The 23289-nt window shown below is 31.6% G+C and carries 26 protein-coding genes; 7 read left to right on the top strand and 19 right to left on the bottom strand.

All coding sequences use genetic code 11. The annotated features are described in order from the left end of the window. Window position 1 precedes the first annotated feature (1 nt). The gene (locus ACNMOQ_RS07875) at window positions 2–1279 is read right to left on the bottom strand and encodes a homoserine dehydrogenase (RefSeq protein WP_026023654.1); all 1278 of its coding nucleotides are present in this window, start codon (window positions 1277–1279) and stop codon (window positions 2–4) included. A 196-nt stretch (window positions 1280–1475) separates the two neighbouring features. Here ACNMOQ_RS07875 and ACNMOQ_RS07880 point away from each other — a divergent pair, with 196 nt between their 5' ends. Beyond that, the gene (locus tag ACNMOQ_RS07880; protein WP_416349656.1) at window positions 1476–2849 is read left to right on the top strand and encodes an aspartate kinase; all 1374 of its coding nucleotides are present in this window, start codon (window positions 1476–1478) and stop codon (window positions 2847–2849) included. A gap of 591 nt (window positions 2850–3440) precedes the next feature. Here the strand turns inward: ACNMOQ_RS07880 and ACNMOQ_RS07885 are convergent. From ACNMOQ_RS07885 to ACNMOQ_RS07895, 3 genes are all read right to left on the bottom strand, one after another. After that, window positions 3441–4034, bottom strand: a complete 594-nt coding sequence (locus ACNMOQ_RS07885; protein WP_194200757.1) for a hypothetical protein — start codon at window positions 4032–4034, stop codon at window positions 3441–3443. Window positions 4035–4114: 80 nt separating this feature from the next. Beyond that, the gene (locus ACNMOQ_RS07890) at window positions 4115–4444 is read right to left on the bottom strand and encodes a nucleoside triphosphate pyrophosphohydrolase family protein (RefSeq protein WP_016999612.1); all 330 of its coding nucleotides are present in this window, start codon (window positions 4442–4444) and stop codon (window positions 4115–4117) included. A gap of 5 nt (window positions 4445–4449) precedes the next feature. Beyond that, entirely contained in the window at window positions 4450–5334 is an 885-nt protein-coding gene (locus ACNMOQ_RS07895) for an NAD(P)-dependent oxidoreductase (protein WP_064205383.1), read from the bottom strand. Between the two features lie 257 nt (window positions 5335–5591). On the opposite strand from ACNMOQ_RS07895, the gene ACNMOQ_RS07900 reads away from it, so the two are divergent. After that, window positions 5592–6335 (top strand): hypothetical protein, encoded by a 744-nt coding sequence (locus ACNMOQ_RS07900; RefSeq protein ID WP_064205382.1) that lies wholly within the window; start codon window positions 5592–5594, stop codon window positions 6333–6335. A 62-nt stretch (window positions 6336–6397) separates the two neighbouring features. Here ACNMOQ_RS07900 and ACNMOQ_RS07905 read toward each other — a convergent pair whose 3' ends face one another. After that, window positions 6398–6937, bottom strand: a complete 540-nt coding sequence (locus tag ACNMOQ_RS07905) for an N-acetylmuramoyl-L-alanine amidase (protein ID WP_239706256.1) — start codon at window positions 6935–6937, stop codon at window positions 6398–6400. A gap of 123 nt (window positions 6938–7060) precedes the next feature. Between ACNMOQ_RS07905 and ACNMOQ_RS07910 the strand changes: the two genes are divergently transcribed. Beyond that, window positions 7061–7981: a diacylglycerol/lipid kinase family protein gene (locus tag ACNMOQ_RS07910; RefSeq protein ID WP_182093905.1), complete on the top strand. Its 921-nt coding sequence runs from the start codon at window positions 7061–7063 to the stop codon at window positions 7979–7981. Window positions 7982–8068: 87 nt separating this feature from the next. On the opposite strand, the gene ACNMOQ_RS07915 is transcribed toward ACNMOQ_RS07910, so the two are convergent. The 3 genes from ACNMOQ_RS07915 to ACNMOQ_RS07925 form a co-directional block, all read right to left on the bottom strand. Further along, a complete protein-coding gene (locus ACNMOQ_RS07915) occupies window positions 8069–8272 on the bottom strand; it encodes a TM2 domain-containing protein (RefSeq protein WP_017001237.1) in 204 nt (67 codons plus the stop codon). A 324-nt stretch (window positions 8273–8596) separates the two neighbouring features. After that, window positions 8597–8806: a hypothetical protein gene (locus ACNMOQ_RS07920; RefSeq protein ID WP_017000444.1), complete on the bottom strand. Its 210-nt coding sequence runs from the start codon at window positions 8804–8806 to the stop codon at window positions 8597–8599. Window positions 8807–8984: 178 nt separating this feature from the next. Beyond that, a complete protein-coding gene (locus ACNMOQ_RS07925; protein WP_017000445.1) occupies window positions 8985–9146 on the bottom strand; it encodes a hypothetical protein in 162 nt (53 codons plus the stop codon). 127 nt (window positions 9147–9273) lie between these two features. Here ACNMOQ_RS07925 and ACNMOQ_RS07930 point away from each other — a divergent pair, with 127 nt between their 5' ends. Continuing rightward, a complete protein-coding gene (locus ACNMOQ_RS07930; RefSeq protein ID WP_017000446.1) occupies window positions 9274–9465 on the top strand; it encodes a hypothetical protein in 192 nt (63 codons plus the stop codon). Between the two features lie 148 nt (window positions 9466–9613). Next, entirely contained in the window at window positions 9614–9943 is a 330-nt protein-coding gene (locus tag ACNMOQ_RS07935; RefSeq protein WP_017000447.1) for a hypothetical protein, read from the top strand. A gap of 5 nt (window positions 9944–9948) precedes the next feature. On the opposite strand, the gene ACNMOQ_RS07940 is transcribed toward ACNMOQ_RS07935, so the two are convergent. Both ACNMOQ_RS07940 and ACNMOQ_RS07945 read right to left on the bottom strand, forming a co-directional pair. Continuing rightward, a complete protein-coding gene (locus tag ACNMOQ_RS07940; RefSeq protein ID WP_416349657.1) occupies window positions 9949–10689 on the bottom strand; it encodes a sulfite exporter TauE/SafE family protein in 741 nt (246 codons plus the stop codon). Between the two features lie 142 nt (window positions 10690–10831). Continuing rightward, window positions 10832–11320, bottom strand: coding sequence for a GNAT family N-acetyltransferase (locus tag ACNMOQ_RS07945; protein ID WP_416349658.1), 489 nt, complete (start codon window positions 11318–11320; stop codon window positions 10832–10834). A 156-nt stretch (window positions 11321–11476) separates the two neighbouring features. On the opposite strand from ACNMOQ_RS07945, the gene ACNMOQ_RS07950 reads away from it, so the two are divergent. Then, on the top strand, window positions 11477–11746 hold the full coding sequence (locus ACNMOQ_RS07950) for a YrhK family protein (protein ID WP_017000453.1): 270 nt from the start codon (window positions 11477–11479) through the stop codon (window positions 11744–11746). A 772-nt stretch (window positions 11747–12518) separates the two neighbouring features. Here ACNMOQ_RS07950 and glnA read toward each other — a convergent pair. From glnA to hflX, 4 genes are all read right to left on the bottom strand, one after another. Further along, window positions 12519–13859 (bottom strand): type I glutamate--ammonia ligase, encoded by a 1341-nt coding sequence (glnA, locus tag ACNMOQ_RS07955; RefSeq protein WP_017000454.1) that lies wholly within the window; start codon window positions 13857–13859, stop codon window positions 12519–12521. Between the two features lie 19 nt (window positions 13860–13878). Next, on the bottom strand, window positions 13879–14235 hold the full coding sequence (locus ACNMOQ_RS07960; RefSeq protein ID WP_017000455.1) for a MerR family transcriptional regulator: 357 nt from the start codon (window positions 14233–14235) through the stop codon (window positions 13879–13881). Between the two features lie 87 nt (window positions 14236–14322). Continuing rightward, window positions 14323–15570, bottom strand: a complete 1248-nt coding sequence (locus tag ACNMOQ_RS07965; RefSeq protein WP_416349659.1) for a methionine gamma-lyase family protein — start codon at window positions 15568–15570, stop codon at window positions 14323–14325. Between the two features lie 11 nt (window positions 15571–15581). After that, window positions 15582–16820, bottom strand: coding sequence for a GTPase HflX (gene hflX / locus ACNMOQ_RS07970; RefSeq protein WP_218688575.1), 1239 nt, complete (start codon window positions 16818–16820; stop codon window positions 15582–15584). A gap of 108 nt (window positions 16821–16928) precedes the next feature. Between hflX and ACNMOQ_RS07975 the strand changes: the two genes are divergently transcribed. Beyond that, window positions 16929–17402 (top strand): glutathione peroxidase, encoded by a 474-nt coding sequence (locus ACNMOQ_RS07975; RefSeq protein WP_017000458.1) that lies wholly within the window; start codon window positions 16929–16931, stop codon window positions 17400–17402. Window positions 17403–17753: 351 nt separating this feature from the next. On the opposite strand, the gene hfq is transcribed toward ACNMOQ_RS07975, so the two are convergent. From hfq to glpK, 5 genes are all read right to left on the bottom strand, one after another. Beyond that, window positions 17754–17981 carry an RNA chaperone Hfq gene (gene hfq, locus ACNMOQ_RS07980; protein ID WP_017000459.1) on the bottom strand — a complete coding sequence of 76 codons (228 nt, stop codon included), beginning with the start codon at window positions 17979–17981 and terminating at the stop codon, window positions 17754–17756. A 13-nt stretch (window positions 17982–17994) separates the two neighbouring features. Continuing rightward, window positions 17995–18924, bottom strand: coding sequence for a tRNA (adenosine(37)-N6)-dimethylallyltransferase MiaA (miaA, locus tag ACNMOQ_RS07985; RefSeq protein WP_064204842.1), 930 nt, complete (start codon window positions 18922–18924; stop codon window positions 17995–17997). 1 nt (window position 18925) lies between these two features. Continuing rightward, on the bottom strand, window positions 18926–19936 hold the full coding sequence (locus tag ACNMOQ_RS07990) for an alpha/beta fold hydrolase (protein WP_084819062.1): 1011 nt from the start codon (window positions 19934–19936) through the stop codon (window positions 18926–18928). Between the two features lie 63 nt (window positions 19937–19999). After that, window positions 20000–21676, bottom strand: a complete 1677-nt coding sequence (locus tag ACNMOQ_RS07995; RefSeq protein ID WP_064210905.1) for a glycerol-3-phosphate dehydrogenase/oxidase — start codon at window positions 21674–21676, stop codon at window positions 20000–20002. A gap of 117 nt (window positions 21677–21793) precedes the next feature. Continuing rightward, window positions 21794–23287, bottom strand: coding sequence for a glycerol kinase GlpK (glpK, locus tag ACNMOQ_RS08000; RefSeq protein ID WP_017000462.1), 1494 nt, complete (start codon window positions 23285–23287; stop codon window positions 21794–21796). Between the last annotated feature and the right edge of the window lie 2 nt (window positions 23288–23289).

The raw sequence follows: 23289 nt of genomic DNA on the forward strand, positions 1-23289 counted from the left end.
ACTATTGGTCTCCTTCGATTGGATAATATTTTAAAATATTTAACCCATTTTCTTTAAGTTTTTCAGTTGGTAATTCATCTATACCTCTAATAACAATGCCATAAGTATTTTCAGTTCTTTGTTCTACTTTAACACTTCTATGGAAATCTATTATTGATTTAATATCTTCTCTTAATTGATCTTCATCTTTATTACTTTCTACAATGATAAAGTGACTATTTTTCAGAGGGAATTTCACGACATCATCTTCTACAATCTCTTTAGTTGCCTCAGTTTTTAGTTCAAAGTGTGGTGGCAATGTGTGTAAGTCTGATTCAAACTGTAGCGAAACATTCAATAAGTCTGATACAACTGCACTTCCAGTTGCTAAACTGCCTGCACCTTTACCATAGAACATAGTATCTCCTACTGCATCACCAATAACGTAAATAGCATTATACTCGTCTTCTACATGAGACATTTGATGGCTGTTCGGTAATAAAGTCGGTTTTACGCTTGCTACAACTTGACCATCTTCGAATTTACCTTGGCCTATAAGTTTAATTTTATAACCTAATTTTTCAGCTACTTTTATGTCTTCAATTTCGACATTCGAAATACCTATTCTTTCTACATCTTCTAATGAAATAACTCTATTGAATGATAAATAGCTCGTAATAACTACTTTACGAGCTGCGTCTACGCCTTCAACATCATCAGTAGGATCTGCTTCTGCATAACCTAAATCTGTTGCAAGTTGTAGTGCTTCTTCATAAGATTTACCTTCTCGTGTCATTTGGCTAAGGATAAAGTTTGATGTTCCGTTAAAAATACCCATAAATTGATTAATATTGTTCGCGTTTAAACCATTATTAATTGCGTTAACAATTGGGATACCACCGGCAACACTTGCTTCATATTTTAACGCTACTTTATTTTTTTCTGCTAAATCTTCTAATACTCTTAAGTGAACAGCCAATAAATCTTTATTTGCTGTAATAACATGAATACCTTTAGATAAGAATGATTTAAGCCATTCTACAGTTGGTTCAATGCCACCCATAACTTCAACAACTATATCTAATTCATCATCGTTTAAAATATCATCAATATTTTCAGTTAAATGATATCTTGAAGTATTAATCGCTCTTTTCTTTCCAATAGAGCTAACAAGTATATGTTTAATATGTATAGACTTTCCGATTGTGTCTTCTATTTGCTCTTTATTTTCTTCAATAATCTTCACAACTCCTGTACCTACCGTACCGAGTCCTAATACTGCTACATTTAATACTTTCATTTCCTCACTCACCTTAATATATTGTTCTTGTAAAAAATACAAATGTCTACTTGAAATAGACTCAACTTTATTATAGTATAAATTCATTAAAGATTTTTGTAAAGTTTGAATTATTTGAATTAATAGTAATATTAACACTATTCCAAGCTTTGTAAAGTAGTACAATAACAATACCCCCAGTAAAAGGACTGATAAAATGAAAGTTTCAAAATTCGGCGGAAGTTCCGTTGCTAATAGCACACAAATCAAAAAAGTATTAGACATTATTAATAGTGACGTTGAAAGGAAAATTGTCGTAGTATCAGCACCCGGTAAACGTTTTAAAGAAGATGTAAAAACAACTGACTTACTTATACGTTTGTATGAAAAAATTATAAATAAGCTAGACTACACACATAAATTCCAACAAATCATTGAACGTTATCAAGAAATCGTAGTAGAACTAGAAATGGATGAAATCATTTTAGAACAATTAAAAAATGACTTAAATTGCTTAATTGATACTTACGAAGATAAACCTAAACGATTATTAGACGCATTAAAAAGTTGTGGTGAAGACTTTAACGCTCAAATCATCGCACAATACAATAATGATTTAGGTTTCCCTACTCGATATTTATCTCCAAAAGACGCTGGAATTATCGTTACTGATGAACCCGGTAACGCTATGATATTAGAATCTTCATACGAAAAAATTCATAAATTACGTGAATATGAAGAAACACTTATCGTCCCAGGTTTTTTTGGCTATTCAGAAAATGGAGATATTGTAACTTTCCCTAGAGGCGGTTCAGATATTACTGGAGCAATTTTAGCGAGAGGCATTGAAGCTAGCTTATATGAAAACTTTACAGATGTGTCCGGTATATTTAGAGCTAATCCTACTGTTGTATCTCAACCTGAAATCATACCTGAAATCACATATCGAGAAATGCGGGAACTATCATATGCTGGATTCGGAGTTTTCCATGATGAAGCTCTAGAACCATTATATAAAGATAGAATTCCTGTTGTGATTAAAAATACTAACAAACCTCATGACAAAGGAACATTTATCGTAAGTGAACGTGACATATCTAGTCTGTCACAAATCGTCTCAGGCGTAAGTTGTGACAAAGGATTTACGATTATCAATATTAAAAAATACTTAATGAACAGAGAAGTTGGATTCACAAGACGTGTGTTAAGCATATTAGAAGAAGAAAATATCTCTATCGAACATATTCCTTCAGGTATAGATAACTTAAGTATCATCATGAGAACAACACAAATAAGTGGTAAAGAACAAAATGTACTTAATAAAATAAGAAATCAAATTCAAGTTGATGAACTGACAATCGACTATGATTTAGCGATATTGATGATAGTTGGAGAAGGTATGAATCGAGCAATTGGAACAGCTGCAAGTGCAACAAATGCATTGAGCAAAAACAAAATAAACTTAAACATGATTAACCAAGGTTCTTCAGAAATATCTATGATGTTTGGTATCGATGAACATTATTCTGATATAGCCGTTCAAGCTATTTATGATGAGTACTTTACGAAACAACCAACTGAAGTTATTTAACAATCAAGCTAAGCCAAATGAAATTGGCTCAGCTTGATTTTTTATATTCAGTAAAAGAAATATAAAAGCTCTAACGTGCTAGATATTTATCACTTGCACGTTACATTTTCTAATGAGCTAGACTTTTCTAACAAGCACGTTAGAACTATATTTTCTATGATTTATATGTCATTTTACTTTAAATACATGTGATACAGACTCCTAACGTGCTAGATATTTATCACTTGCACGTTACATTTTCTAATGAGCTAAACTTTTCTAACAAGCACGTTAGAACTATATTTTCTATGATTTATATACCATTTTACTTTAAATACATGTGATACAGACTCCTAACGTGCTAGATATTTATCACTTGCACGTTACATTTTCTAATGAGCTAGACTTTTTTAACAAGCACGTTAGAACGAATGTACCTATCATTTTATAATGTGCTGACGTCCACTATAGACTCGAGTCATACCTCCGACTTTCAAAATCGCAAAAGAGTCCGAGTATAAATGAATACTCCTAATCCATTGTTATTTAGAATTAATGGATTAGGAGTATTTTTTGAATAAGGGATTTATGTCCCAGGATCATTATTATTTACTATGTTTCGGCTAATATAATGTGATTGAGCTTATCTGCACCGATAACTTTTCTGAGCATAAAAAATTGATAATAACTTAAATGCTGTATTAGCTTTTGATATTTATAAATATCATCTTGTCTTAATTCATGATACAACTTATACATCATTTGTATTTCTGGCCTTAAATATTTCACGTCATATTCTAAGCTATGAAAGTATATTTTGTAATCATCAATTTCAATATTATGATCATGACTAAATTGCCACTTTTCATCTTTTGTTTCGTAAATATATACTTTAATTATCTTCGCATTTGTTACCGGATCATAAATAAAGTATTTACTGTAATCTGACAGTTCATTTTCTGAGATATGCTCATATTCATTTAATGGTGTCTTCACAACAAATTGATAATTACGCTTTCTAAAGTAAGCATTTAATTCGTCCATTTCTTCTCGACTTATTGTGATACCAATTATTTCTTTTATATGTGTACACTCATTCAAAAATAAATCTACAGCAAGTTCTCCACAAACAATATATTGCAAAGGATAGTCAGACATAATATTTTTCAATTCTTCTAATGTTAAATATTGTTCGTTAGATTCCATTTTCAACCTCCAAAGAAAGCGTTTTCAATTACTTTCATTTTAACAGATTTGGAATCTTTATCCAATAGGTAAGAAATAATTTATTCTTTACGATTTCGTGAATTTTCTTCACTAAATCCATTTGGATATCTTTTTTGTAATTTTTCGATATTACTCTGCCCTATTTCATCCATTTCAATATTGAGTGCTGTAGCACAACACGATATGTACCACATAACATCGCCTAATTCTTTTTTCAGCGCTGTCTTATCTAATTCATGACCATGGAATACATGTTTTTTGATTACATCTGCTACTTCGCCCGCTTCACCTGTTAATCCTAATGCACCATTAATTAAACTTTGAGTCGGGTCCTTATGAATATTTGACATTGTTCTTTTTGATAATTTTTGGTATTCATTTAGTTCCATTTCAATTACCTCTTTTTAATATGATTTTTCAATAGTTGTATTACTGCCTGTGTTCCGTTATCATCGTATCCTGCTTCGCTTAAAGCATCATAAACTTCTTTTGCTTTTAGCAAACCTGGCATATATAATCCCATCTTCTCACTTTCTTCAATTGCTAATTTCATATCTTTAATAAAGTGCTTTACGTAAAAGCCTGGTGCATAATCTTCTTTTACCATTCTAGGACCAAGATTAGATAAAGACCAACTTCCTGCTGCTCCATGTTCAATGGAATTAAATACTTTATCAATATCTAATCCTGCTTCTTCAGCATAAATAATTGCTTCTGCTACTCCTAACATACCTGCAGCAATAGCTATTTGATTTGATAATTTCGTATGTTGACCATTTCCGCTTTTACCTTGATATACTACATTTTTACCTAGCAAATTAAATATATCTTCCACTTGATTATAGGCTTCTTGATCTCCACCTACCATAATCGTCAACGCAGCATTTTTTGCGCCTACATCTCCACCAGAAACTGGTGCATCTAAACTTTTAATATTTCGTTCTTTTGCTTTTTCATAAATGTCGTGAGCTAAAGCAGGGCTTGATGTCGTCATATCAATCACAATACTATTTGCTTTGGCATGATTTAAAATACCATCTTGACTTAAATAAATTGACTCAACATCTTTTGGATATCCCACTATAGATATTATAATGTCACTTTTTTCAGAAAGCGTAGCTATCGTGTCACACCAAGTTGCGCCTTTTTCAACTAAATCATCTGCTTTAGACTTAGTTCTGTTATATACATTCACTTCATAACCTTTATCAATTAAATGGCCAGCCATTGATTTTCCCATGACGCCTGTACCTACGAACCCAATTGTTTTACTACTCATAAATCTTCCTCCTTAATAACTTCTTCATATTTGTATTATACCGATTTGTTAGAAAAATCAAAAATTTTTAAAATTAAATAGGTCGATATTTCGTTGTATTGATTATTTGTAAATATTGTTTAACTAATATTAATAACGATGTTGAAAAATTTAAAATAATTTAAAATTAATTGGGTTTTATTCAAAATTATTGTGGTATTTAAAGAATATTGATACATAAGTGTCAATCTCATTATCAAAATAAAGGAGTGTATTTTATGAAGAAATTTTTAATATTACTTTTATCTTCTTTTCTATTTTTAGCTGCATGCGGTAATGGCAGCGATAGTAAAGAAGATTCATCATCTGAAAAAGAGTCTTCAAGTTCAAAATCTGATGATAGCTCTAAATCAAGTGACAAAAAAGATTCTGAGAAAGACTCTAGTAAAGATTCAGCAAGTGGCTCTGAAGATAAGAGCTCTGATAGTAAGGCTAACAGTAGCGATAAAGATTCCTCTGATGATAGCTCTTCTACATCTTCTGATTCTAATTCAGATGACTCAAATACAGAAGATTCTAATTCATCATCTAATAGCGCTGAAAACTCAGATTCAAACACATCTGGAGATAGTTCATCATCTAATGAATCAAATAATAGTGATAACTCAGCTTCTAACAGTGAAGCAAATGAGAACGCTACAAATGAAAATAGTTCAGCACAATCGAACGATAATCAACAGCAAGCTGATGAAAGTAATTCTATGAATAACAACAACTTAAATAATAACGAAACTGTATCAGCTTTAGGTGCAGAACAAGCTCAGCAAATATATAATGAGTCTGGTGTAAACCCATACCTTAATTCTATCAATGCTGAATGGAGACAAGAATATAACGGCGGTCTAACTAATCCTGAAAAAGCTTCATTAAATGCTTTAGAAAAAGGTACTTATAATGGACCTGAACAACCTGAATTATTCTATAATGCATTAGTAGAAATTCAACAACAATATGCACAATAAGAATTTTAAAAAAGCGTTAAGTCATCTAAATGACTTAACGCTTTTTTAGTAAAATATATAATTTAATTCAACATGTACTGCTTAATTTGTTCTATAAAATAGTCTTTCATTTCATTAATAATCCAATCATCAGGTATGCCATCTACTGTTGTACGCCAGTTAGTATGCATTTCTAATGAACGATGAGGGCACTCAGTTTCACTAAATTCTAAATGTAATCTCACTGTATCTCTATTGGGCATTAAATTATAATCAGTCATATCTGCTGCTATGACTCTGAATGTTTCTTGCTCATTTATTAAAAATTCTTCATCTGAGCTCGAAAGTGATTCCAGTACCTCGTACCCTATATATTGTTCGTTACCTACTTCGTTTGCTGTATGCCAAGCAATATTTTCTGTATCAATTGCTTGCCATTGGTAATTACGATCAATGTAATAATGAGCAATACCTTGAATATATCTATCTTCCGGTGCGTCTTTTAATACTTCTCGCCATTCATTAGCATTTAATTCACTCGCATCATTATGAACAACAACACCTAATAATGGTTTTTCTCTTTTATCCATAGAATAATTGATATAATCATTTTGTGAGGCCATTTATATTCTCCCCTTTTTATTTCTTTTTATCATTTTAACATATAAAAGTATAAAACTTGAAACTGTATATCTTATCTCATACATGGTATGGTAATAAAAAATATTTCAGGAGGCATTACTCATATGACACAACATTTTCATAAGGGAATATTGTTTTATCATAAAGCTTCTGGCCAAGGCGATGTACACCAAGAGCTTGGTCAAATAACAGAAAACTTAACAAAATTCTGTGATGATTTAACAATTAAATTAAGTAAAGAAGAAGGAGACATTAAATCATTTTGCAAAGAAATAAGTAACAATAATTATGCTACACCTTATGATGTGTTATTTATTTTAGGCGGAGATGGTACTTTAAATGAACTTGTAAATGGTGTAGTTGAAAATAACATTCAACTACCTATAGGTGTACTTCCTGGCGGTACATTTAATGATTTCACTAAGACATTAAACTTATCACAAAAACCTATGCAAGCTTCTGAAGACTTATTGAACAGTCAAATTAAATCCTTTGATGTTCTAAGTGTAAACGGCGTGTATGCTCTAAACTTTACAGGTATTGGACTTATGGTTCAAAATGCTGAAAATGTACAATCTAATCAAAAAGAACTACTAGGTAAATTTAGCTATGTATTTTCAACATTAAAAACTGTTTCTAATCCGCAAATATATGATTATCATCTAATAGCTGATGAAAAAGAATATAGAGGTGAAACATCTATGATATTAATTGCTAACGGCCAACATGTAGGCGGCAATAGAATTCCATTAGAAGACTTATCTCCAAACGATGGCAATATGAACATATTCGTTTTTGAAAATCATAATTTTAGTATTATAAATGATTTCTTCAAAGTAAAAGATAGTATGAATTGGAATGAAATTAGCGACAGTATTACACACATTTCGTGTAAAGACGCGTATCTCAAAACAGATCCAGATGCTAGGTTAGATATCGATGGAGAAATTCAATATAATACACCTATTGAAGTCAAAGTATTAAAAGAACGTGTTAAATTACTTTATTTGGATATGGAAGAATAAACAACATATAAATAAAAACAGCAAAATTCTTATATAAGAATTTTGCTGTTTTTATTTTACAGGACTATTAAGCCCTATTCTATTTTATTATGCGTATATATTACCATGTTCATCAGACGGTCTCAATAATGCGAGAACTGCGCTTATAAACGCGATGATATGAGGAATTCCCGTCCAACAGAATGCTAAGTGTAATAATCCTACAACTGGTTTTTGCGCGTAAAATTTATGAACGCCAAAGTTTCCTAATAAGATTGCTAAAGCAATATAAATCCATTTATTAACTAACATTGTACCCCTCCTTTAACTACACTTATTATTATAAAGTATTCTATTTATTAATACCCAATTTATACCTAACAAAATCTCTTATCATGTGACAATTTTGTTAGATTAAATAAAAGGGAGTGGTACATAAATCTCATTTTAATAAATAGATTTCGTAGTCCCACCCCGGCAAGGATGACTAGGGTTGGAAAAAGCTTGATATAAGCGCATTTTCAATCCAGTCAGCTACTGCCATTATAATTAAAGAGGCTGAGACATGTATTTATGTCCCAGCCTCTACAAAATCACCAAGAGTGTTATCTTCTCTATTGGTAATGAATATTAAATTTAGTTACCTAAATATTGATTAAATTCACGAATAAATTGAGATCTACTATCATTAGATTGATATTTCAATCCGCCTAACATAATAGACTGACTACTAACTGTGATAAAATCATAATCAATTGAATGTTTTAAAAATATATTTTGAGCTTCTTCTTCATTGTATTTGTTCTCTAAATCTTCAAATACTAATATTTTTTTATCGAAAAACATAATTGCCTCCAAAAAAACTTAATATATAAATACTACAAAATATCTAAGCCCTATACTAGAGGCAAATCATGTAAATTATCACTTTTAAATACAAATCGTTATTTTTTAGTAGAATGAAATATCAAATTTTGATGTTTTTGAATGTTTTTGATTTATTTTGATTGTTATTAAATAAATATTATTTTTTTATAAATTCATCTTCTAAATGTGCCATCATTTTTCTAGCTTTTTCTAAACCTGGAGACTCTTTTTCCACTTCTGTTTGTTTAAGTTCGACAATATTTAAATCAATTTCATCTTTAAGTTTCGTCCATATTTTTTGGTATACTTGATCATCCATGAAAATTACCTCCTATAAATATCTTTCATATATTACTTTACCCTTTTGGTACCAACTCAATCATAGTATATTAGCAATATTTATTTTATGATACAATAATCGTTAATTAGAAAAGGAGTGAACTTTGATGGAATTTAGCACGGCAATAAAAAAAGGTTTAAAAGCCAATAAAAATGTATATATTATGACTGTTCATAATAATTTATTTAAAGTTGAAGAATTACTTAAAGATGGGTTTCAACATATTTTACTCGAAACACCAGATCATGTTATTAATGTAGCTAAAGAACATATTATATATGTACAGACTGATAAATAAATTAACACGAGTTTAATAATATATCATTTTATGCTGGGACATTTTTAAAGTTCTAGCATATTTTTATATAAAATCGATATTTCACTTTACAAAGCAGAACATATGTTCGTATAATGTAAGTATTAACTATTCCAAGGAGTGTTCTGAAATGGATAAATACTTACATTTAATCGTTAATCGTTTTGAATCTTATATAACGTTTTTAGACCATTTTGAATCAACTAATGAAGCGGCTACCTTTATAAATGAATCTTTCATATATAATGAAATGAACAGAGTAGATCATTTATTAAAACATAACAAGAATTTAATAAACAACAAACGACGCGATTATGAATTATATTTTGTTGAATTATTCCATATTTATCACAATACAAAGTCATCACAACATCAATTCGAGACAATGTTATTTAGTTTAAAAAACGCCATTAAAGCTTTAAAAGAAACTTCTCATCATCATTTACAAAATCAATTATAGTTATCTTACTTAAAGATCATTAATATACCAAATACGATTAATAATATATATACGTATTTAATAAAAGATTTTGGATCTATTCTTTTGCTAATCATATTACCAAATAGCAACGTTAGTACAAGTAGAGGAATAACAATAATGAGCAAATACCATAATGATGGTGACCAAAATCCAGAAACACCATGACTCGTAACAATAAAGCATCCAGTTATAAAAAAGTGTACTTGAGAAATCTTTTTAAGATCAAATATATCCCACTTTTTCAAAGTACCATAAATAACGATTGGCACACCATGACTATTATAAGCGCTACCTAAAAGACCCGCTATAGTACCAGCAATATAATCAAATTGATTTGGTATTTTTTTATTCATTTGATAAACCTTTACAAATTGATTAATGAGATTAACTAGACCATATACTAATATAAAGATACCTAAGCACTTTACTATGACAGCTTCATCAGTCCATTTAACAATAAAAATTCCAATCGGGGCACCTATAATAGAACCAATTAGCAACCTTTTAATAATCGACCAATCAATGTCTTTTCGACTTTTAATAAATATAGGAAAAGCAACAAGAATACCAATTATTGCGACTATAGATACAGATAACTTAAAATCAATATTCAATAATGAAAGTAATGGCATCGTCACTAGCGCTTCACCAAAACCAAATATATTTCTTACTAAAGCACCTAACAAAATAGCAATTACTACTAGAATTAATAATGAAATATTCATAAGTTCCCCTTTAATTGTAACTTCAAAATACAAAAATGAGAGAGTCTGAGACAATTAATTATGTCCCAGACTCTTTAAAATAGTTATTTCTATTATACCATTTCTAACACTTATATATAATTCATTATAATTAACATTCGAGTTATTTTAACATCAGTTGATAAAACACTAATGTTAACCATTTATCAAATTTAAACCCAATATTACTTAACGTACCAACATGATTGAACCCTTTCTTCTTATGTAACGCTACACTACCTTCATTACTATCATCGATACCAGCTACCATCGTTTTATACCCTGCTTCAGTAGCAAGCGAAATAACTTCATCTAATAAAGCTGATGCAATACCTAACCTCTTATAACGTGGGTCAACATAAATAGAATGTTCAACAGTATATTGATATGCAGGCCAATTACGAAAAGGACCATAAGTAGCAAAACCAACAACACGGTTATCCCTTTCAAAAACAATTACCGGCAAACTATCGTTTCTTTTATTCTCGAACCAAACTTTACGTTCATCCAAATCCGTTTCATCATATGTATAAACAGTTGTAGTATTTACAATAGCGTCATTATAAATATCTAAAATATAAACTAAATCATTTTCAGTAGCATATCTAATCATAACCCGACCTCCTCTAAAACTTATTAAATTATACCAATTAAAAAGCATAAGTAAAATTTCTATTAAAAATATAACATATATATAACAATACTTAGTTTATATTCACTAACTTGAATATTTATTGTATATTGATATCATTAATTTGAGGTGGTAAAAATGAGATTTGAAGATAAAAAAGAACTAGAATTCACCGTTTTAGGCTTCGATATTAAGATTGATACTTTCTATAAATTACTTTATCAAATTAACGATATAATCTTAGCAATGTTCTTTATCGTTGGTAGTTTTTTATTTTTTAAAGAGTCTACAACATTTGCTGGTACTGTTTTATTTGTAATTGGTAGTATTCAAATGCTTATAAGACCATTAATCGCTATAACGAGAGACATTCATATTAGTAAGGTAAAAAAAGATATTACAAAATAGATAAAAATGGGAGTGGGACAGAAATCTCATTTTAATAAATAGATTTCGTAGTCTCACCCCGGCAAGGATGACTAGGGTTGGAAAAAGCTTGATATAAGCGCATTTTCAATCCAGTCAGCTACTGCCATTTTAATAAATGAGGCTGAGACATGTATTTATGTCCCAGCCTCATTTTGTTATTTCTTGTTCTACCATTTTTTCTTATGTTTACAGCTATTATATCAACTCTTAAATGATATTTCACTTTAGATTTTTTCGTGAAGATATATGAAAGTACTTTTAAGAGTGCAACTACTTGGATTAATATCAAAGTAAATCCAACAAAAGATGCTCTAATTGGATTATTGTCTTAGTTAATCCAATAAGAAGTACTCTAATTGGATTTTTGTCTTAGTTAATCCAACAAAAGGTGCTCTACTTGGATTTTTGTCTTAGTTAATCCAACAAAAGGTACTCTACTTGGATTATTGTCTTAGTAAATCCAACAAAAGGTGCTCTAATTAGATTATTATCTTAGTTAATCCAACAAAAGGTGCTCTACTTGGATTATTGTCGTACTTAATCCAACAAAAGGTGCTCTAATTGGATTATTATCTTAGTTAATCCAACAAAAGGTGCTCTACTTGGATTTTCGGCCTAGTTAAACCAACAAAAGGTGCCCTACTTGGATTTTCGGCCTAATTAATCCAATAATAAAATCAACTCTTGCATTTTTGATTAATCCCATCCAAAAAAGAGCTAAGGATTTATATCCCTAGCTCCTCTATCAATATTAATATTGCTTAATATATTGTTCTCTTTCCCATTCTGATACTTGGGTTCTGTAGTAATCCCATTCTAATGATTTAGATTGGATAAATTGTCTGTAAATGTGATTACCTAATGCTGATCTTACTACATCGTTTTCTTTCATTGCTTTAACAGCTGTGTAAAGTGTTGATGGTAAGTCTTGTACGCCCACCGCTTCTCTTTCTTCTCTGTTCATTTCATAGATGTTTTGGTCTACTGATTCTGGTGGTGTTAATTTGTGTTTAATACCGTCTAATCCTGCTTCTAAGATTGTAGCTAATGCTAAGTATGGATTAGCTGCTGGGTCTACTGAACGGATTTCGACACGTGTTGACACGCCTCTAGATACTGGTATTCTTACTAGTGGTGAACGGTTCTGTCCACTCCATGCGATATAACATGGTGCTTCGTAACCTGGTACTAGTCGTTTGTATGAGTTAACTAATGGATTACATACTGCTGTGAATCCTCTTGCATTTTTCAAGATACCTGCAATAAAGTGGAATGCATTATCTGTAAGTTGCATGTCGCCATCTGGATCGAAGAACGCATTTTCTTTACCATTGAATAATGATACGTTAAAGTGCATTCCGCTTCCGTTTACACCGAATAATGGTTTTGGCATAAATGTTGCGTGTAAATTATGTTTACGTGCGATAGTTTTAACAACGAGTTTGAATGTTTGAATGTTATCACATGCTGTAATTGCGTCAGCATATTTAAAGTCTATTTCATGTTGGCCTGGTGCCACTTCATGGTGACTTGCTTCGATATCAAAGCCCATATCTTCTAATTCTAGTACGATATCACGACGACAGTTCTCACCTAAATCTGTTGGTGCTAAGTCGAAGTATCCACCATTATCATTTAATTCTAATGTTGGTTCACCTTTTTCGTCTAGTTTAAATAAGAAGAATTCTGGTTCTGGTCCTAAGTTGAAATCTGTAAATCCTAATTCTTGCATTTCTTTTAAGACACGTTTCAAGTTAGTACGTGGGTCACCTGGGAATGGATTACCGTCTGGACTATAAATGTCACAGATTAATCGTGCTACTTTACCTTTACCTGCAGTCCATGGGAAAATCACCCAAGTGTTCAGGTCAGGACATAGATACATATCCGATTCTTCAATTCGCACGAATCCTTCAATTGAAGAACCGTCAAACATCATTTCATTGTTTAAAACTTTTTCTAATTGTGCAATTGGTACCTCTACATTTTTAATTGTTCCTAAAATGTCTGTAAATTGTAACCTTAAATAACGTACGTTTTCTTCGTCTGCAAAGCGAAAAATATCCTCTTTCGTAAATGTTTGCTTAGCCATGTGTTGATCCTCCAGTATTTTATTTAAAAAATCTTGATAAATCTCCACGGTTGAGTGGACCTTCTGTCTTCGAGGTACCTCTAATTACCCGCTCTCTCATACGTAGTTCTTCATCTGAAAGGTCATTTTTTTCTTCTAGAAGAATTTGTTTAATCCCTTTCATATTGAATCCCTTTTCGATGAGATTTTTAATTTCAAGTAATCTCTCTAAGTCATTTAATGAAAACAACCTCTGATTACCGTCAGTTCTTGTCGGTGTAACCAGCTCATTACTTTCATAATATCTGATTTGTCTTGCTGTAAGTTCTGTTAATTTGATGACTACACCTATTGGAAACACGGCCATGTTTCTTCTAATTAAATCTCTTGACAGCACGACCGCCTCCTTCTACTAAGAACTTAAAATAAATTTAGCACATAAATTTTCAGAAAACAATTATGTGTGAGGAAACCTCACACATAATTATAACATAACTAATTCTTTTTTCATTAATGTTTCCACTGCTCTAATTATCGCGATTTTAACGTGTTCATATGTTAATCCACCTTGAATATAAGCTTCATACGGTGCTCTAATTGGGCCATCAGCTGTTAATTCAATTGAAGAACCTTGTACAAAAGTTCCTGCTGCCATAATGACATCATCTTCATAGCCCGGCATATAGCTAGGCATCGGGCTGAAATGTGCATTGATTGGCGATGCATGTTGTATAGACTGACAAAATGCAATCATTTGTTCAGCTGTATCAAATGTTACAGATTGTATTAAATCAGTTCTTTCATCTGTGTAATGTGGTGTTGTCTTCATATTTAATTTCTCCAATAGTAAGGACGTAAACAATGCACCTTTTAAGCTTTGACTAACTACGTGTGGCGCTAAAAAGAACCCTTGATACATTTCAGGTAAACTACCTAATGAAGCCCCCGCTTCTTTACCGATACCAGGAGCTGTTAATCTATATGCACAACGCTCTATTAAATCTTGCTTACCTGAAATATATCCACCTATTTTAGATAATCCACCGCCTGGGTTTTTGATTAAAGAACCAGCAATTAAATCTGCGCCTACTTCTATAGGCTCTTTATCCTCTACGAATTCACCATAACAGTTATCTACGAAAATAATAATTTCTGGATAAACTTCTTTTATTCTAGTAATAGCACATTCTATTTGCTTTATTGTTAATGAAGGTCTAGAACTATAGCCTTTAGATCGTTGTATTGCGATTACTTTTGTTTTATCATTTATTTTGTTTAATACAGCTTCAATATCAATATCATTATCTTTTAAAGGAACTTCATTGTATTGAATACCTTGTTCAATACAACTCCCTATACCATTTCCATTAACACCGATTACTTCTAATAAAGTGTCATAAGGTGTACCTGTTATATACAGTAATTCTTCACCGTGTTTTAATTGACTATTTAATGCTATTGTAATCGCATGTGTTCCTGAAATAATTTGTGGTCTAACTAAACTATCTTCAGCTCGAAAGACTTCTGTATATACTTCTTCTAAATGATCTCGTCCCATATCATCATAACCATATCCTGTAGTACCGACTAAATCTGCTTCTGATATTTTCACTTTATGGAAAGCATCCAATACGCGTTCTTGAGCAATTAATGCATTATGCTCAATTCCATCAAAATATGGTCTTAATGTTGTTTCTACTTCTTTTACTAATGATTGTAATTTTTCTTCCATTTCTTTACCTCTTATTTTTGTTTATATCCTGTTATTTTATACATTTCATTTGTTTCATCAAACTCTAACGTTTCTATTAGTGTATGTGTTTTTTGCCAATACAATTGGTCAGCATCAGACGCATCTAATTCCATCTCATAATATTCCATTGTATTTTTAATCATTTCTACTAGCTTGTCTTTGAATACAACTTGATCTTGTTTATCTCTTGCTGACACAAATATAGAATTCTCGGAGACAGGTTGATTGATACTATCTACTTTATCTTTTTTATTGAACACAACTAACATTGGAATGTGATTCATATCTAATTGTTTCACAAGTTTCATAACAGTTTCATACTGTTCCATATAATGTGGGTGACTAGCATCTACAACATGTATTAATAGTTGTGCATATTTTGCTTCTTCTAATGTTGATTTAAATGCTGCTATAAGTGTCGTAGGCAATTTTTGAATAAACCCAACCGTGTCAGATAATATAATATTAAATCCTTCGTTTATTGAAACAGCTCTTGATTTAGGGTCTAACGTTGCGAATAATAAATCTTGTTCAAATGTTTCATCTTGCGATAACTGATTAAACCATGAAGATTTACCAGCGTTAGTATAACCTATTAACGCGACTTGATAAGCTTGGTTATGTTGTCTTCTTTCCCTATATCTTGAACGGTGAGATACAATCGTTTCTAGTTGATGTTTAATTTCGTTCATGCGCGTTCTAATGTGTCTTCTATCAGTTTCCAGTTTAGTTTCACCAGGACCTCTTGTACCAATTCCGCCACCTAAACGTGATAGACTTTTACCATGGCCAGACAGTCTAGGCAGTAAATAATCTAATTGTGCAAGTTCGACTTGTAACTGCCCTTCTCTACTAGAAGCACGTTGCGCAAATATTTCTAAAATTAATTGTGTTCTATCTATAATTTTAGTATCAAACAACTCATCTAATTGTTTCGACTGTGCAGTTGTTAACTCATCGTTAGCGATAATAGCATTTACTTTTACATCGTTTAAATCGATATATTCAATCACTTCTTCTATTTTACCTTTACCAAAGTAATATTGTTGATCTGGTCTATCTCTTTTTTGAGTAAATACTTCAATCACTTCTAATTGGCTTGTTTTAGCTAAAGATTTTAGTTCTTCAACTGTTGATTGAAACGTATCTTCATCTACTTGTTTATCATGGAAAGCTAATAATATTACTTTCTCCGTTTCATGATCTGTTGTTATTAAATCATTTTTCATTTTTATCACGCTCTCTTTACTTCATTTTAACATATAATTAGATATGCATATTAATATGACTTTGAATAAATCTTTACTATAATAGAGTTAAGAAAAGGAGTGATTAGAATGTCTATATATGACTTCGAGGTTGCTAAAACAAATGGAGATACTTATTCGTTATCTGAATATAAAGGTAAAGCACTATTAATTGTCAATACAGCAAGTGAATGTGGTTTCACTCCACAGTTTGAAGGATTGGAACAACTTTATCAAGATTATAAAGATAAAGACTTTGTAGTACTTGGTTTCCCTTGTAACCAATTTGGTAATCAAGAACCAGGTGATTCATATGAAGCTTATCAAAATTGTAAATTAAATTATGGTGTTACATTCCCAATGCACGAAAAGATCAAAGTAAAAGGTTCTGATCAACATCCACTTTATGACTATTTAACAAGTGCTAAAAAAGGCATTTTAAACGGCTCCATAAAATGGAACTTCACTAAGTTTTTAGTGAATAAAGATGGAGAAGTTGTTAATCGCTTCTCACCACAAAAAAGTCCAGAACAGTTAAGAAATGCTATAGAAGAAGTATTATAAAAAGAAAGAGTTCGAGACATTAAACATTGTTTCGGACTCTTTCTATGTATTGGCAATAGTGGACTCGATGTCTATGTTGCACGTGGATTTTGTAGTTCAAAACTTGGCTATAGCATTATCCTTATTGCCTTTTCTCACTAAACGTGTCAACAACGATAGCCTTATTGCCTTTTCTTGCCAAACGTGTCAATAACGATAGCCTTATGGTCTTTTCTCGGTAGTCTTGTCAATAAAGAGAATGTTATGTTTCACGTGAGCATCGTCTTGCAACATAACAGGACTTTATTTATTAAAATAAAAAAGCTAAGACAAATAAATTGTCTTAGCTTTTTTAGCCACGAGCACAAAAAATTACGCATTTTCTTTATTTTCTTCTTCTTGTGCTACGACAAATGTAGAAATAGCATGTTTGTAGATAAGATTTTCAGTGCCTAGAATATCTAGTAATACAACATTCTCGTCAAAGCCTACAATTTTGCCTTTCATTTGGAAACCGTTTAATAAGAAGACTGTTAATTCAGTACCTTCAGATTTGAACTTCTCCAATAATACTTCTTGAATATTTTCTTTCTCTGCCATATGACTTTCCCCTTCACTTGGATAATTGGATTACGTTGTCTGCGATTTCTGATAAAGACTGTTCATCCCGTTGAAACCAAGTTACATTCATTTTATTTTTAAACCATGTCAATTGACGTTTGGCGTATCTTCTTGAATTCTGCTTGATTTGTTCTATTGCAATATCTATGTCTTTTTCTCCTTTTACAACGGGTATTAACTCTTTGTATCCAATTGCTTGCATACTTTGTGAATGTTCATACCCCATATCAACGAGATTAGACACTTCTCTTAATAATCCTCGCTCCAACATCATGTCAACACGCATATTAATTCTTTCATATAAAGTTTCGCGCGACATGTCTATCCCAATTAATAATGTACCATATTTTCCAGAAAATGTCTGGCTTTTCTTTCTTTCACTTAACGTTTTTTTAGTCTTCAAGTAGTACTCTATGGCTCTTTCTACTCTTTGACGATTGTTTGGATGCACTGATGACGCAGTTTCTGGATCAAATTCTTTTAAATAATTGTGCAATTCAATATTTGTATAATTCGATAATTCATCAAATTTATTATTAATTTTTTCCAATTCTTCACTTGTGATTTCTTCTTTTTCTAAATGATAATCATACAGTACTGACTGAACATATAAACCAGACCCACCTACTAATATAGGAAGTTTTCCTCTATTATGAATATCATCGATTATATTGGAAACATCTTCTTTAAACTTGTACACAGAATAAGGCTCATCTGGATTGTATGCATCCACTAAATGATGTTTTATGCCTTCTTTTTCATCTTCTGTTACTTTTGCTGTACCTATATCTAATCCTTTATAAATTTGAAAAGCATCACCATTGATAACTTCACCATTTAAAGCTTGAGCTAATCGTATACTAAGTTCAGTTTTACCAACTGCTGTTGGACCTACTATTGCGATTAACGGTTTTTTCGACATATTATTGTTCCTCTTTTTCTAATTGTTTAATTTGCGTCATCAACCAATTAAAGATGTGTTCATATACTACAAATTGGTTCGTTTCAAATAATACTTCATGTCTTTTATTTTTATATAATTGTACAGTGACATGTTTAACGCCATTTCTTTTATATAACGTGGCAAGCTTTTTAATACCTGTTCCAAAACCTCCAAAGTGATCTTCTTTACCAGAAAGCAGTAATATGGGCATATTAAGGTTTTGTTTTTTGATATAGCTTGATTTTTTGGATTGTTCAGCCGCTTTCACTGTTTCTAAAAAGACTCTGTGAGATACTGAATACCCAGTATAAGGATCTTCTTCGTAAATCTTTTTATTTTCTTCACTTTCGCTAATCCAATTATTATCTTTATTTAATTCTTTATGTTTTCTATTAGGCGTCTTAAAGGCTAAGTTATTAATAAGTTTAGATTTAGTACGATTACCTAAAAACAGATTAACAAATTTTAATCCATATAAATTTAATTTACCTTGAATATTTGAATAGACAACAGTGCCGGATAAAATTAATATATTAACATCATCCGGATAATCATGAACATATTTTCTTGCTACTAAAGATCCCATAGAGTGACCTAACAGAATATAGGGCAAGTCATTGTTCAATTCAGGTTTGAAAGTATCTCTAATTTCTTTTAAATCTTCTACTAATTCTTTTAAACTATTAAAATGACCTCTAGTAGATTCTTCAATTTTTTTACCGTGGCCACGATGATTATGCCTAATAACATGAAAACCTCTTTTACAAAAATACTCTACTATGCCATCATATCTATCTTTATGTTCTGAAACACCATGTAAAATATGTAAGATACCTATTGGTTTTTCATCAGTTTTATCAATCGTCACTTCTAATGTTTGGCCAGATGATAATGTTATCATGTGATTAAATCTTCTCAAGATACGTACGCCTCCCTCAACCGTTATTATAGCAAATTCTATACTGCTTAAAAATACATTGCTTTCATACATAAAAATGCACCCAAAAATCAAGAGAAAATCTCACTTTTTGGGTGCGTTATTTGTAATCTTTAATTATTTAGCAATTGCAGGTTGATCATTTGGGTTAATCGCTTCTTTAACTGCTTTTTCTAATTCTTGTTTGTATACGCGTTTAGTATCTGCATCGTAGTTAAGAACTTTAGCCATAACTTCTAAGATAGCATCTTTATATTCTAATACGTAATTGATATCAAAGTATAATCTACCTGAACGACGTACTAAGAAGTCAGTTGGTTTATGAACCATTTCTTTTTGAATACTATAGATAACTTCTGCATAAACTTCAACAGGTAAATCTAAGTCAGCAACTTGCGTAGCATGTGCAATTTCAAATACTTCATCTACATTTGAACCATATTTTCTAGCTAAGTAACGTGCCACATCTTCAGAAAGATTGTAGTTTTTAGCTTCTTCTACTTTACTTTCAACAAATGCATCGTAGTTATTGCTTCCTCCTACGTTACCACCAGAAATATAAGTGTGCTTAGTCTCACAAGGTTTGAATTTCAATTTGTATTCTTCTTTTAATCGTTTACTTAATAAGTCTACAATATCTTGAGCCATGTGACGGTAACCTGTTAACTTACCACCAGCTATTGTTAATAGACCTGAGTCGCCTTCCCATATTTCATCTTTACGAGAAATTTCAGAAGGGTCTTTTCCTTTTTCAAAGATAAGAGGTCTTACACCAGCCCAAGTTGACTCGATATCACTATCTTCAACTTTAACTGTAGGGAACATATAACGAATTGCATCTAGTAAATATTGACGATCTTCTTCAGTAACTTTAGGTGAAGATTTATCGTTATCATATACAGTGTCAGTTGTACCAACGTATGCTTTACCTTCTCTAGGAATAGCGAAAATCATTCTGCCATCACTTTCAGTATCAAAGTATACTGCTTGTCCTAATGGGAAGACACTTTGATCAATAACAATGTGTACACCTTTAGTAAGTCTTAATTGTTTATTATTAGTAGAATAGTCTTTACTTCTAACGTCATCTACCCAAGGTCCTGCAGCGTTAATAACTCTTTTACCTTTAATTTCAAACATTTCATTGTGAAGTAAATCTGTCACTTCTACACCTGAAACTTTATTTTTCTTATTATATAAGAATTGATTTGCTTTAGCATAGTTAATGATATCTGCTCCAAATTCACGTGCGCGTTTCATTACTTCAATTGTTAAACGTGCATCATCAGTACGATATTCAACATAGTAACCGCCACCTTTAAGGCCATCTTGTTTAACAAGTGGTTCTTTTTCGATAGTCTCGTCTCTATTTAACATTGAACGGCGTTCTGATTTTTTAACACCTGCAAGAAAGTCATATACTTTTAATCCAATAGAAGTTGAAAATGGTCCCATACTTCCACCTTTATGCATCGGTAATAACATCCATTCAGGTGTTGTTACGTGAGGTCCATTTTCATATACAATTGCTCTTTCTTTACCAGTTTCAGCTACTACTCCAACTTGAAGTTGTTTTAAGTAACGTAAACCACCATGTACTAATTTAGTACTTCTAGAACTTGTACCTTGAGCAAAGTCTTGCATTTCTACTAAAGCGACTTTCATACCACGTTGTGAAGCATCAAGAGCGATTCCTGCACCTGTAATACCTCCACCTATAATAACGACATCATATTCTTTACTTTTAAGTTGATCTTTAACTTGATTACGATTTAATGCTGATAATTGTTGCATAACCATTTCCTCCTATAAATGTAAAAAAATGAGAGACTTATCCCTACAAATTAAATTGTATGAACAAAGCCTCTCACATCTCTACGGAATATTAACTTACCTTAATGATAACACAACTTAATCTAATTTAAAAGCTTGAGTGGCTTTAACTGCTGTTTTCCAACCTTTATAAAGAGATTCTCTCTCTTCTTCTTCAAGTTCTGGTTTGAATTCAGTTTCTAATTTCCATCTTTCTTGTATTTCATCTTTTGATTTCCAGAAGCCAACTGCTAATCCTGCAAGGTATGCAGCACCTAATGCTGTTGTTTCGCTTACTTCTGGTCTTTCAACTGGTGTATTTACAATATCAGCTTGGAATTGCATTAAGAAATCATTCTTAACAGCTCCACCATCTACTCTTAAAGTTTCTACAGTAATACCTGAATCTTTTTCCATTGCTTCTAATACGTCACGAGTTTGATAACATAATGATTCTAAAGTAGCTCTAATGAAATGTTCTTTTTCAGTACCTCGAGTTAAACCAAATATTGCACCACGTGCGTCAGCATCCCAATATGGTGTACCTAAACCAACGAATGCTGGTACTACATAAACACCTTCTGTTGATTTAACACGTTTAGCATAATCTTCAGAAGCTGGTGCTGATTTAATCATTCTTAAACCGTCTCTTAACCATTGGATAGCTGAACCAGATACGAATATACTACCTTCAAGTGCATAATTAACTTTACCATCTAAACCGTATGCTAATGTTGTTAATAAACCGCTTTCTGATTTAACTGCTTTTTCACCAGTGTTCATTAACATGAAACCACCAGTACCGTATGTGTTTTTAACTTCACCTTTTTCGAAACATGCTTGTCCAAATAAAGCAGCTTGTTGGTCACCTGCTACACCTGCAATTGGAATTTTTTCACCGAAGAAATGATGTTCTTGTGTATAGCCGTAAACTTCACTTGAAGGTTTTACTTCAGGTAACATTGATGAAGGTACAGTTAAATATTCTAATAGCTCTTCATCCCATTTTAAATCATAAATATTGTACATTAAAGTACGACTAGCATTTGAATAGTCTGTAATGTGCGTGCCACCAGTAAATTTCCAAATTAGCCATGTATCAATTGTTCCGAATAATAAATCGCCATTTTCAGCTTTTTCTCTAGCACCTTCAACATTATCTAAAATCCATTTTACTTTCGTACCTGAGAAATATGGATCTAATAGTAAACCAGTTTTATCTTTGAAAATTGGCTCTAAATCTTTAGATTTTAACTCAGCACAAATGTCTTGTGTTTGTCTTGATTGCCATACAATTGCGTGATATACAGGACGTCCAGTATTTTTATCCCACACAACTGCAGTTTCCCTTTGGTTTGTAATTCCGATACCTTCAATTTGTTCAGGGGAAATATTATTCTCGTTTAATACACTTGCAATAACGGATAAAACTGATGTCCAAATTTCATTTGCATCATGTTCTACCCAACCACCTTTTGGAAAGTATTGCTTAAACTCACGTTGGCTTACAAATTGAATTGTCCCGTCTTTATCAAATAAAATCGCTCTTGAACTTGTCGTTCCTTGGTCAATTGATAAAATATATTTTTCCATAT

This window comes from Mammaliicoccus lentus (assembly GCF_947036595.1).
Lineage (GTDB): Bacteria > Bacillota > Bacilli > Staphylococcales > Staphylococcaceae > Mammaliicoccus > Mammaliicoccus lentus.